At 42.8% G+C, this 12,799-nt stretch carries 11 protein-coding genes; 5 read left to right on the top strand and 6 right to left on the bottom strand.

Going from position 1 to position 12,799, the window contains the following annotated elements; translation table 11 throughout:
• The first annotated feature begins 66 nt into the window (after positions 1-66).
• Together hflK and hflC are read left to right on the top strand one after the other, a co-directional pair.
• Positions 67-1,083: an FtsH protease activity modulator HflK gene (hflK, locus tag G3569_RS08495; protein WP_165268071.1), complete on the top strand. Its 1,017-nt coding sequence runs from the start codon at positions 67-69 to the stop codon at positions 1,081-1,083.
• A gap of 1 nt (position 1,084) precedes the next feature.
• A complete protein-coding gene (gene hflC, locus G3569_RS08490) occupies positions 1,085-2,032 on the top strand; it encodes a protease modulator HflC (RefSeq protein ID WP_165268069.1) in 948 nt (315 codons plus the stop codon).
• 791 nt (positions 2,033-2,823) lie between these two features.
• Here the strand turns inward: hflC and G3569_RS08485 are convergent.
• The 3 genes from G3569_RS08485 to G3569_RS08475 form a co-directional block, all read right to left on the bottom strand.
• On the bottom strand, positions 2,824-4,143 hold the full coding sequence (locus G3569_RS08485; RefSeq protein WP_165268067.1) for an ABC1 kinase family protein: 1,320 nt from the start codon (positions 4,141-4,143) through the stop codon (positions 2,824-2,826).
• 3 nt (positions 4,144-4,146) lie between these two features.
• Complete coding sequence (locus G3569_RS08480) at positions 4,147-4,845, bottom strand: TetR/AcrR family transcriptional regulator (protein ID WP_165268065.1); 699 nt, start codon at positions 4,843-4,845, stop codon at positions 4,147-4,149.
• A 566-nt stretch (positions 4,846-5,411) separates the two neighbouring features.
• Entirely contained in the window at positions 5,412-5,606 is a 195-nt protein-coding gene (locus tag G3569_RS08475; protein ID WP_165268063.1) for a hypothetical protein, read from the bottom strand.
• A 273-nt stretch (positions 5,607-5,879) separates the two neighbouring features.
• On the opposite strand from G3569_RS08475, the gene G3569_RS08470 reads away from it, so the two are divergent.
• Positions 5,880-6,326: a sterol desaturase family protein gene (locus tag G3569_RS08470; protein WP_165268061.1), complete on the top strand. Its 447-nt coding sequence runs from the start codon at positions 5,880-5,882 to the stop codon at positions 6,324-6,326.
• Between the two features lie 3 nt (positions 6,327-6,329).
• On the opposite strand, the gene G3569_RS08465 is transcribed toward G3569_RS08470, so the two are convergent.
• Positions 6,330-6,896, bottom strand: a complete 567-nt coding sequence (locus G3569_RS08465) for a DinB family protein (protein WP_165268059.1) — start codon at positions 6,894-6,896, stop codon at positions 6,330-6,332.
• 27 nt (positions 6,897-6,923) lie between these two features.
• Here G3569_RS08465 and G3569_RS08460 point away from each other — a divergent pair, with 27 nt between their 5' ends.
• Together G3569_RS08460 and G3569_RS08455 are read left to right on the top strand one after the other, a co-directional pair.
• Positions 6,924-7,082, top strand: a complete 159-nt coding sequence (locus tag G3569_RS08460; protein WP_165268057.1) for a hypothetical protein — start codon at positions 6,924-6,926, stop codon at positions 7,080-7,082.
• A 195-nt stretch (positions 7,083-7,277) separates the two neighbouring features.
• Complete coding sequence (locus G3569_RS08455) at positions 7,278-10,040, top strand: alpha/beta hydrolase family protein (RefSeq protein ID WP_165268055.1); 2,763 nt, start codon at positions 7,278-7,280, stop codon at positions 10,038-10,040.
• A gap of 38 nt (positions 10,041-10,078) precedes the next feature.
• Here G3569_RS08455 and G3569_RS08450 read toward each other — a convergent pair whose 3' ends face one another.
• Positions 10,079-11,197: a glycoside hydrolase family 3 protein gene (locus G3569_RS08450; protein WP_165268053.1), complete on the bottom strand. Its 1,119-nt coding sequence runs from the start codon at positions 11,195-11,197 to the stop codon at positions 10,079-10,081.
• A gap of 3 nt (positions 11,198-11,200) precedes the next feature.
• Entirely contained in the window at positions 11,201-12,646 is a 1,446-nt protein-coding gene (locus G3569_RS08445) for a TlpA family protein disulfide reductase (protein ID WP_165268051.1), read from the bottom strand.
• Positions 12,647-12,799 lie beyond the last annotated feature (153 nt).

The following is a 12,799-nucleotide window of genomic DNA, read 5'->3' as shown; positions in this document are numbered from 1 at the left end:
GGCAAAAAGTGTTGGTATATATATTAACATTTTCACAATTCTCTTTAATCAGAAAACATAATACGAATGGCTCAAAATAATTTTTCTGGCATGGATATGCCGCCACAACTTAAGAGTTTGAGTAAAAACATCCGGTACATTATTCTGGGTGCAATTGTACTCATCGTGGCTTTTTCCTCCTTTTTCACTGTTAATCCTGAAGAGGTAGGGATGGTGATGCGTTTTGGCGAATTTACGAGAACGGCCCAACCCGGCTTAAATTTTAAAGCTCCTTTTATTGAAGAGGTGCGGTTGGTTCCTATTCAGCGACAACTAAAACATGAGTTTGGTTATCGTACAACAAACGCCGGAGTGCGTTCTAACTATCAGAAACAAGGCTACAGGGATGAATCACTCATGCTCACCGGGGACCTTAACCTGGCCGATGTAGAATGGGTGGTACAGTACCGCGTTACAGATCCGTATAACTTTCTGTTCAAGATCCGTAATCCAGAGCAGACCCTGCGAGATATGTCTGAAGCGGCTATGCGACAGGTCGTGGGCGACCGAACGGTAAATGAAGTATTGACCGTGGGGCGTGCAGAGGTTACCCTCGAAGCCCAAAACCTGATTCAGGAACTTGCTGATGAATATGAATCAGGAATGCGCATTGAACAGGTTGTGCTACAGGATGTGAATCCGCCTGACCCTGTTAAAGCTTCTTTTAATGATGTTAATGAAGCACAGCAACAGAAAGAGACCCTCATTAACGAGGCAAAATCTGCGTATAATAAAGTTGTGCCTCGTGCCAAAGGAGAGGCCCAGGAAACGATCCAAAAGGCTGAAGGGTACGCTGTAAATCGTAAAAATCGGGCCAGAGGTGAAGCCTCGCGTTTTAACCAGCTTTATCGTGAGTACGTAAAAGCTCCGGAAGTTACCAAACGCCGAATATACCTTGAAACACTTGAGGAAATATTACCTAAAATAGGCAATAAAATTGTGACTGATCAAAATGGAAGCGGCGTGTTGCCACTGCTTCAAATGCAGATGGATGGTGTGAAAGTCAATCAGCCGAATTCGAACTCAAACCAACGGAATAATTAAGATGAAGAATTATAAAAGTATTGCATTATTAGTGATCCTTGGCCTTGCTGTTCTTATTGGTCTGGATGGTTTTTATATCGTAGATGAAACGGAGCAGGTTATTATTACGCAGTTTGGTGATCCCGTTGGTGATGCTGTCACTGAACCGGGTATGAAGCTGAAAATTCCATTCATGCAGACAGCCAATTATTTTGATGAGCGTTACCTGGAGTGGGATGGCGACCGCAACCAGGTGCCTACCAAAGACAAAAAGTTTGTCTTTGTGGATACCTATGCTCGCTGGCAGATTACGGATCCCCTTCAGTTTTTCAAACGCCTGCGTGACGAGCGTGGAGCCCAGTCGCGGTTGGATGATATCCTTGACGGGGAAACACGTAACGCCATTGCTTCTCATGACCTGGTTGAAGTGGTACGGTCATCGAATCGGGATCCTGAATCAGATGCAACAATTACTGATATCGTTGAAGATTCACTGGCAGAAATTGCTGTTGGACGTGAAGCCATACAGGAAGAGATACAACAGCTTGGTAATAAGCGCGCAGAAGATCTGGGTCTCGAAATCCTGGACTTCCGATTTAAGCGCATAAACTATGTGAAGGATGTGCGCCAAACCGTTTACGATCGAATGATCAGTGAACGTAATCGAATCGCTGATAAGTTTCGTTCTGAAGGAGAAGGTGAAGCGGCTCGCATTAATGGTGAAAAAGAGCGTGAACTAAATGCGATTCAATCCGAGGCATTCCGAAAGGCTGAAGAGATTAGAGGTGAAGCAGATGCAAAGGCAACAGCTATCTATGCTGGTGCCTATGATCAAAGCAGAGCTGCTCGCGAGCTCTATAACTTTACCCGTACCATGGAATCTTACGGCAAGACGTTTGATGAACAGACTTCGTTTATCTTGTCCACAAACAGTGAGTTCTTTAAATATCTGAACAGTATTCAGAATTAAAGCTTAAATTCATTTTTGAGGCCCGCAAGTGTCAAAACTTTGCGGGCTTTTTTATTTTAGGGCTATTTTGGATGAGCTCTCATCTCTCGTCGGGCGGCTGGGCGTGCCGTCCGGCGAATCATATAAAGCAATGTCACCTTGTCTCAATAGCAATTCGAGTTAAAAAAGCAATGTCATTCCGAGGGGAGCGTAGCGGAATCTTCCAGAATAAGGTTGTCTAGGAGTCTGTCGGAATTAGTGAATTGTAGCGAGAAGAAGTCGATTTGAGTCAGATTGTGGGGGGGGTGAGGCGAATAGTGGACCTATTTAACGATAAGGAGCTCACAATCTGGCCAAACTCGGATTTTTCGCAGTAGATTAGGCTAAGACCGACAGACTCCTAGCATCAAAAAAGAAGCCCTCATGCATTACCCAATCGTTTCCGGGAGTTTGCCACGTCGTACCGTCAAACCACGGTACTCCTCGCAATGACAGGCGTTGGTTTTAAAATTTAAAAGCAGTGTCACTGCGCCGAGCCCCGTTTTACGGGGAGGGATTCCGGCGATTTTTCGGAAGGCCGCGGTAGTCTCCTTTTCTTAGTTCGCGAAGTGCACCGAAGCCTTATGGCGTAGGTGTGCGTACCATCTAAAGGATATCCCTTAATATATCAAGTAGCTATATCAGGGAGATCGCCGCGCTGCGTTTCCCTCCGCTCTCCCGTAAAACGGGGCACAGCGCGATGACCACCATTTTAATAAAAGCCATGCCAGCCGTTGAAGGGGGCGAGACCAAAGCAGGTTATAACTCCCAATTTATTCTTCCATCACATCGATCATAGTATGAGTAAGCTTTTTACTGCGCTGAGTATCAATTTGGGCTTCAAGCTTCATCAGGATGTTATAAAGCCCTATATGCACTTTTGTGCTATAGATAAAGTTTTTATCGCCACGAGGTTCATTTTGAATTGGCAGTTCTTTGGCAAAGCGTGTTAATTTCTCTTTGAATTCGCGATCCCCAAAATCAAACTTATTACCCATATACGGTTGGGCAAAGATATCGCCGTAGCTCTTACAAAACTGGAAGAATTCCTCTTCTTTTTCCGGATCTTTTTGATCTTCTTTAATGATATCCAACCGCTTATAGAGATCGCGAATCTTTTGTTCATCCTGTTCAAGGTGCGTAGGCAAGAGTTTCATATAATTATGAGTAAATTCCTCTGAGAACTTTTTGACACACCCAAAGTCGATCACTCCCAGCTTATCATCTTCCCGAAAGAAGAAATTGCCGGGATGGGTATCGGCGTGAATGAAATCGCGCTGTTCAACCTGGTCATGGAAGAAATCCCACAGTAGCTGGCCAAAATTATTTTTCTCCTTTTGGCTGGGTTCGTTGGCTAAAAACTCTTTGAGATGCTGGCCCTCAATAAAAGTCATAGTGAGAACTTTCCCCGAGGACAACTCCTCGATATATTCAGGAGTAATGATCGATCCTCCTGAGAAGCGGTCGTGAAAATATTCTAAATATTCGGCTTCCTGGTGGTAATCTGTTTCCTCCATCAGGGTTTCTTCGATCTCTTCGAAATACTCATCAAAAGATTCGTTGCTATTGATAAATCTGTTCACCAACGTTTTAGCCATCGCCATATCCGAGTGGATGGTATTTTTTATATTCGGATACTGGATTTTAACGGCTACCTTTTGACCGTTTTTGAGGCGTGCTTCGTGCACTTGCCCGATAGAGGCAGCTGCAATGGCGTCAGAGTTAAACTCAACAAATAGGTTTTCGGGATAGTCACCGAGCTCTTTTCGGATAATAGAGCGGGCCAGTGCTTTGTTGATGGGGGGCACGCTGTACTGCGATTCGCTCATAACTTCAGCAAACTCTTCGGGTAGCATGCCGTCATCCATACTTAAAGATTGGGCTATTTTGAGGGCCGTACCCCGGAGCTTGGTAAACTCATTAAAAACGTGACGGGCATTTTCAGTATGAAATTCTTTACCTTCTTCTTTGGTCTCCTTCTTGCCAACCGACTTTTTGAGATATCGTTTTGCATAGTTCGTACCTACTTTGAGCCCGGTTTTAGCAAAGATCTTACCGCGCTCAAGTTTTGATGATGGAAAATCGTTACTCATAATTTATTTAATTTCGATTTTAGAACAGAGCTGTTTTACTATCGGAATATTTTTGAAAAATTCTTTACGGTTTGCATTCATAAATTTCAGTAAGTCAAAACTCTTATCAAGAACAGGATTGTATATCACCTCTTCGAGAACGGCTGTGAGCTTATCGGTGAGTTCCATGGAGAGTTCTTTATCCTCACTTGTATCATTAAGCCAGAAACGTACCAGCTCAAGGTATTGTCGGCCTAAGAACGAGTAGGCATAGGAATTAAGAACCAGTGTAGAAGCAATAGAGATCTGTGGATCATGTTCCAGAAACTGCTGGGTTAACCGTTCCACCTCTTGTTCATATTCTGTTTTGCTGTAACTCCGAATGATATACTCTTGAAACGTATCTTCGACAAAGGATTCTTTTTCGGCTAACATATCAAAGTTGGTGAATACAAAGTTTGAGAGTTTTTCTTTGAGCGTATACGAATCAAAATCGTCAATCTCACTGATCATCATTTCATAGCGAACAACCAGTGAGGCATAATAAAATTCAAGAATCGATTTTTTGTTCGGAAAATAGTTAAAAACCTCAGCAGGAGTGAGATCAACCGCCCGGGCCACATCTTTTATAAAAAACTCGCCATCACCTTCCATGTACAGATCTGTAGCGGCATCGGCCATCCGGTATTTCAATTCAAAGATTTCGGGATCAAAAGTATCCATAATTGAAGATAGCTAGGTTAATAAGGTCCTGATAGGTAGAGCCAGTTTGCGATCTTTTACTATCAACTTTGTTCCTGTTGTGAGCCTTGGGTTTTGTCAACTATTTCTTGTCTATGATATTGTAATATCAAGAATGAGCTTGCTTAAATATAACATATTGAACGATCTATAACGTAGATAAACGGCGAAAAAATCCCCTCTCTGTTATGGAAATTACCTATCGCTAAGATCATCAATCTCTATTATCCACCCGGTTCAGTCCCGTATTGTTTGGCTGGTATTAATTTTATTGATAATGTGTTTAAGGGTTGGAATATTCATTGTTTATTTAAGTGAGGAGTTTCAGATATTCCAAGTTTTTGAAACTTAGAATGTCTATACAATCTTCCTCTACTGTTAGTGGTCGGTCACGGTACCGCCGGTAGTTGCTCATGGCTCCAAGAGGGGGCTGAACCAAGTTCGTAATCCGACAAATGTGTCTTACCGTTGTGTTTCGGTTTCATCCTGATTAAAACAAAAGAAACCGCATGTTGGACGATTTGCCAAATCGTCCACTATACTTATCCTTAAGATTCTTTATGCCTTACCCCAAAAGGGCCAAGAAGAGTATCCACAAGCCAGCCCAAAGGATTGTCATCGTCAGGTAAAATCTCTGGGAGCTCGGCATAGGTCCAGCCTCCTTTGTCCGAAAACTTTTGCAGCAAAGCCTTCCGGTCCACTAATGGTGTTTTCTCTTCTATATCCAATTTATTGTCTGACATTAGTTATGCTAATGATAGTTTGAAAAAATGAAAAAGGTTGTGTGCTGGACGATTTGGCAAATCGTACGACATATTTATCCGTAAGAGTCTTCCCGCTTTATCCCAAAGGGAACTTTTTGTTCCTTAATTTGAACAAAGTGTTTTTCCTTGCAGAAGAGCTAGTCCGTCCACCGGTGGATTGATCTTCTTCTGGATTTTGTTAGCTTAACATGATTTCTTAGCCTCTTAACGCGCTATTAATAATATTCCTAAAGGACCTTTAGAAACATTGCCATGGACCTACTCATTTTTATTGGATGGATATTACTGGGTTTTGCCGGGATGGAAATTGTGTCATACCTGGTGCATCGGTTTATTTTTCACGGGCTTCTTTGGAGGATCCATCGATCGCACCACGAACCCACTCATGGTTTATTTGAGCTAAACGATCTTTTTTCTCTATTCTTTGCCGGAGTTTCGGTGTACCTGATCTATAGTGGAGTAGAAAATCCCCTTGCTTCTGCCAGCTTTGCGGTTGGAGTCGGTATTGCCGTGTATGGGATGCTGTACTTTATCATTCATGATCTTTTTGCCCATAAGCGGTTTATGCCATTTAAAAGCGACAGTAAAATAATGCGTCTTATCAGGTATGCTCACCAACGTCATCACCAGTCCATCGATAAAGATGGAGAAGAGCCGTACGGGTTGTTTTTATTTCCGTATGACAAGTACAAAGAGTAACAGCTAAACTTCAATGATTTGTAGCGTTTGTTGAGCCTGCCATTGATGCCTTCGTTGATGGGCTTCGGCAAGGGCAAAAGTTTCTGTCAGGCTCATCTTCAGGATAGAAATCAAGGGATGGTTCATCTTTGTTTGTTCAAGATCTGCATGGTTGTGCCGACCTTCTTCAAGCAGAGCGATAAAACGATCCTGCAAAGATAGATACTCATCAACTAACTGCATGCGATCAAAACCCGAGACCGGGCCTGGTTTCATCGCAGAAACTGTTTTAAGCTTGATTTTATAAGGCGGTTCGAACCAATGTACAAGCTTTCGCACAAGCCAACGAGGGGCAAAAGGCCGCTGTATCTGTTCGGTAGTAGCGGGATTTTTAATACCGGTTGCCAAATTATCATAATATAAGTTTCCATAGTTGATCAGATGACTAAAGCACTCAGCAATACACCATTTGCCTTCTGACGGTGGCTGGAGAAACTGTGTCTCATTCACAGAAAGAATGAGGCTTTCAGCATCTTTCTTGGCTTGCTGAAACTGAGAAATGTACCAGGGATAACTATATTTCTGTTCCATAATTAGGTCATTGGCTAAAAGGGACCTTTGCAAAACCAGGCAGTCATCCTGAATGTAATGAAGGATCTCCCTTTCAACGGCAGTAGATGGATACTGGAGATTCTTCGACAAGCTCAGAATGACGAAATCAAAGGTTTTGCAAAGCCCTCTAAAATGTATAAGGATGTAACTTCAAAATATGGTTAAAGGTTGAAAAACCTAACATGTATTGAGAGTACAGAGAGCATATACAGCTACGTAAAACTATTCAAAAAAATAACTAATCGGTTGCAATATCGATGATATTTGTTCTCTTTAAAAACTAATACCTTCCGTCAGTATCAGCTGTGATTATCAGTAACTGCAATAATTATAACAACTGAAAATAAATAGTAAGGAATCATGGGTTACAATAAATGGGGTTTTCATTATTTAGTTCTAGGGCTTGTCGCACTATTGGCCTTTCCTCTCATTGTCGGAGCACAGAATAAGAAGCTCACCTTTGAGGATGTGATGAAATGGGAAGATATTTCGGATCCTCAATTCTCCGATAATGGCGAATGGCTGGCCTACAGTGTTTGGCCGGATAGAGGTGATGGAGAAGTACGTATCCGCAATGTCGATAATGGGACATTTTATACTATTGAACTGGGAGATAATCCAAAAATAAACCGAACGGGCCAGTGGGTTGGGGCAAACGTAAAGCCTAAACTCGTTGATCAGATAAAGGCTAAAAAGGATAAGCCTAAGCAGGGGTTGGCATTGTTAAATACAGCCAATGGAGAAACAGTACAAAAAGACAGTGTAAAATCGTTTGAGTTTTCGAATGATGGGAAATGGGCTCTGATCCATTTCTACCAAAAAAAGAGTATAAAGGATAAAAAGAGCAAGAATGAGCACCTCGGTACCGAGATGGTGTTACGGAGTCTAGAATCAGGTGAAGAGTATAGCATGCCTTTTGTGGCAGAAGTCTCCTTTGACAGTACATCTCAACATCTGGCTTACGCTGTGGTAGACACCAGTGGGGAGCATAATGGATTGTATTATCGAGATCTGAATGCTGATGTTTCCGAAGAGAAGACTGTTGTTAAGAGTGAAGACAAGCTGTTTTCCAATTTAGAGTGGGATCATAACGATGAGAAGCTTGCATTTACCCAGGCACAGCTCGACAGTACTTTTGAAACCGAAGATGCCGATCTCAAGATCTGGAAGGCCGATAACGATGAAGTAACTACATTGGTTGCAGCCTCGGATGTTGATAAGGAATGGGCACTGCGAACTAATAATGATCTGGAATGGACGGATAATGGAGAACGTCTGTTTTTTGGACTGATGCCCCGGGAGATGGTGGAGTTTAATCAGAACAAAAAAGAGGAAGATCCGGACTCTGTAGATGTTTACAGTCGTGAACAGATCCTGGGCGAGAAGGAGGTAGATGTTTGGCATTATGATGACCCTCGTATAAAGACCCATGAAAAAGATTCGTGGAACCGGCGCAAAAAGCGAACGTACAGGGCGGTGTACCACATGGATGATGAGCAGTGGATACAACTGGCCGATCTAAAGATGCCCAATGTAGTCATCAGTCAAAATCCCAATTATGTATTGGGGCAATCCAGGGTTCCATACCTCCAGGAGATGACGTGGGACGGCTTTTTTAGTGACTATTATATTGTTGATCTCAAGACCGGGGAGCGCAAAAAGATCGTAGAGAAATTGCGTTCCGGGGCTGAATTATCCCCCAAAGGAAACTATGTGGTATTTTACAGGAATAAAGACTGGCATCTCTACAATGTTCAAAAAGATCTATATCGTAACCTGACAGAAGATCTGGATGTGCCATTCTTTAATGAAGATCACGACTATCCCTATCCGGTACAGGGGTATGGAACGGCGGGATGGCTGAAAGGGGATGAAGCCATCATGATTTATGATAAATATGACGTTTGGAAGTTCTCTACAGATGATGGGAAGGCAGTGAATCTCACAAAAGATGGACGAGATAGAGAGCTTATGTACCGTATTGAGAGGGTGGATGAGGACCGTAAAGCATTTGATGAGAATGATGAGGTCTTGATTCGCGGCTACTATGATCACCAAAAAACCTATGGTTTTTATACTCTGGAGCTAGATAAGTCGGGAACGGAAAAACGTCTGGAGACGGCTCATAAGTATGATTTTATCAGTTCGCCTGAGAATTCAGATCGTATCCTTTATAGCCGCGAAAAATATGATGAGTATCCTAACTTATGGATAAGCGAGGGTCCGTCATTTGAGGATGCAGAACGTATAACGGAACTTCATTTGAACCTCCACGATACCTATAATTGGGGATCTGCGGAGCTTATCGAATGGTCGGGCATGGAAGACGGGCAAACGATCCGCGGGGCGCTAATTAAGCCGGATAATTACAACCCGGATAAACAATACCCGGTGCTGATCTATTATTATCGGTTCTTTTCTCAGCGGGCCTATGAATTTAATAATATAACCAATGATGATCGCCCCACATTGCCGCAATGGGTGAGTGATAACTATGTGGTGTTTCTACCGGATATTCGTTTTGAAGTAGGAACACCCGGCTTTGCCTCTACGAAGAGCTTAGTGCCCGGAGTCCAAAAGCTGATTGAGATGGGCATTGCCGATCCCGATAAGTTAGGTCTTCACGGCCATTCGTGGAGCGGGTACCAAACTGCTTTTATGGTTACCCAAACCGATATTTTTGATGCAGCCATTGCCGGGGCACCGGTATCTAATATGACCAGTGCATACAGCGGTATCCGATGGGGGTCAGGTCTGGCGCGTCAGTTTCAATACGAACAAACTCAAAGTCGTATTGGCGGAAGTTTGTGGGAGTATCCGGAACGATATATTGAGAATTCACCGGTATTCTATGCTGACCGTATCGATACTCCGCTGCTGATGATGTTTGGGGATGAGGATACGGCTGTGCCGTGGTATCAGGGGATTGAAATGTACCTGGCGATGCGACGGCTCGACAAGGATGCTGTCTTTTTACAGTATCGGGATGAGCCTCATCACCTGCAGAAATATGCCAATAAATTGGATTATGCGATCAAAATGAAAGAATACTTTGATCATTACCTGCGGGGAGAAAAAGCCCCAAAATGGATTACCGATGGGGTTCCATATCGGGGCAAATAATTAATTGTCAGGCAGTGGCCTTTCGGGGCCGCTGTCTATTATTTAAATGTTGCCTTGAACTCCATTATTCGACGGTAGGATTGTGTAATCCGATCTTCTCCAATTTCCCCGTTTTGTACCAGTTCTGTGATTATTCGGTGGGCTTTTGGTACTATATCGGGATCGTAGATCGAGTTGTTACCAAAAGTGAGGATATCCACACCGGCAATAATTGCTTGTTTAATAGCTGTTTCTAAACCGTATTCTTTGCGAATAGCCCCCATCATCAAGTCGTCTGAAAAGACCACTCCATCATATCCCAGTTTATCTCTAAGAAGACCGGTAATGGTAGGTTTCGAGAGGGTAGCAGGATAGGTAGAGTCTAACTGAGCATTGAAAATGTGGGCAGTCATAACAGCATTAGCTTGCCCGCTTTTAATAAGTCGGCGATAGGGGATGAGCTCTTTCCGAGACCATGTTTCAGTTACATCCACAACCCCCAGGTGAGAATCATTTTCTGAGCTGCCATGACCGGGAAAGTGCTTCAGAACAGTTTGGATATTATGATCGTTTAAAACATCAATAAATGTGCCGGCCTGCTTTACCACCGTCGCGGGATTGGCTGAGTAGCTGCGCTCCAGTTTTCCTATGATTGGATTTTCCGGATTGACATTTAGGTCTACCACAGGCGCAAAGTTTACATTAATACCTAAATTGGAAAGGGTGGTAGCCGTTCGGTGCGCGTATTTTTGGGTACTGTCTTTATCATTAATCTCCCCAAGATACTGAGCCGAAACAGAAGGCGGGAACCCATATTTGGGCTTGAGACGGTTAACGCGCCCCCCTTCTTGGTCAATAGAAACAATGAGTGGTTCGTTTGATAGTGATTTCAGCTCTTTGACCAGAGATTTGAGCTGCTTGGGAGATCGTATGTTCCTGACCGCTTCGCCTCGTGGTACATCATAATCAAAAAGTACTACGCCCCCCAGATGATATTTTTGGATATCCCGTACAATGTGATTGGTGTCGGCTATTGCCATTCCACGGAAACCGATGGTTAACAGCTGGCCAATTTTTTTATCCAGGGAAACATCATCATAAGACTTGTTTGCAGGTTGGCTGAAAACGCGAAAGGATAAAATTAATAAAGCAATAAATGTTAATAATAGCTTGCGCATGGTTTATTTTTGATCTGTGATTAAGCTGTCTAATAATGTTGGTAAATTAAAAGAAGGTCGTGCATCGTTATAGCGTAGGATATTTCCATCGGGGCCTACCAGTATATAGAAGGGGATGCCCCCACCGCGGTACGAGCGAAAAGTTTCTTGCTGGAATCCCTTGCCTCCGTAGAGTTGGGGCCAGGGATTGTCAAAACGCTGTATCGCTTGTCTCCAGCGCAGGCTGTCTTCTTCAATAGATATTGCCAGTATCTCAAACTGGTCACGCGAATATTTGTTGTACAGTTCTTTCATATGCGGGAATTCATCAAGGCAGGGGATACACCAGCTGGCCCAAAAATCAAGCAGTACGTATTGTCCTTTATAATCTTTCATGCTTACCATTTGCTCATTTTCATTCGGCAGCGTAAAAGGAACAGCCGGTTGACCCGGCGATACCCTTTTGATCTGTTGATAGAATGTTTTGAGGAAGGAGGTATACTTGGGGAAGTCGGAATACTCCTTGAGGTAATCTTTGTAGCTGGGAGTTGCTACCTCTAAAGACATTTCACCAATACGTTCTGCTACCAGGTACATTTTGGCATAGGCCCGGGCTTTTCGTTGGTCAATATATTGGAGTACTGCTGTTCGGGCTGAATCCAGCGTTTGATACCCCAGCCGTTTAATGTCATATTGCATCAGTTCTTGTCCGAACTTTTTTTCCAGGCTGTCTTCAACACCAAAGGTGTTGGCAAATGCATTGGTGAAGTCACGGATACCGGCGCGTTGTGAATGCAACGATTTAAAAGAAAAGAAGTTAAGGGCTTTTGCTTCTTCAAGAACTTTTTGTCGCCGGCGTTCCGGAGAAACATCAGAGGTTGTACGCTGATATTTTATTTCTTCCAGTTGTTTAACCAGGTATTCACCTACTGCTTTATAGTATAATTCGATGAGTGGTGTATTGTCAAAATGCGCTTCAGTAATTTTATAGCGTCGTTTGTAGAGATCTGTGATATTGGTTTTTTTACCCTCTCGAAAATCAGGAATAATGGTTTCAATTTTTTGTTGAATGGGACGAACCTCTGTACGGTAACTCATATACTTTTGATCCCACGGTTTGGGATAGCCACGGACCGTAACAGAATCAGGAAACTCAGAAAAAGTAATATCAAGCGTTAACGATTGACCGGGCTGAACAACCACTGGATAAGTTTGTTCATTAATATTAAACTTAACCAATTGGGTAGAATCAATGGGTAGGGAAAGGGTGAACGATCCCTCCTCTGTTACATTAACAGGAAAGTGTTTTTTGGGGGCATATTTATAATGAACAGGCTGTTTAGATATGTAAATATCTGCAGAACCCACATAATCAATGGTTCCGGAAATGTTAGCCTTTTTTGGGGAATCACAAGCAGTTAGTATGAGTAGAGTGACAAAAATAAGTTGTAGTAAGTATCGCTTATCCATGAAGTTACAGAGTAATAACATTAAAAAATTTTAATATTTTGCAGAATTATGCTCCCACAGCCTGTAAAAGCCATCCCGTGTTTTGGTATAATCATAGGTACTAATTCTTTTGTAACAAATCGAGTTTAAAATACTCTTGTAATATGAATTGAT

This window comes from Fodinibius halophilus (assembly GCF_011059105.1).
GTDB lineage: Bacteria > Bacteroidota > Rhodothermia > Balneolales > Balneolaceae > Fodinibius > Fodinibius halophilus.
This window is presented reverse-complemented; position numbering and strand designations above follow the sequence as displayed.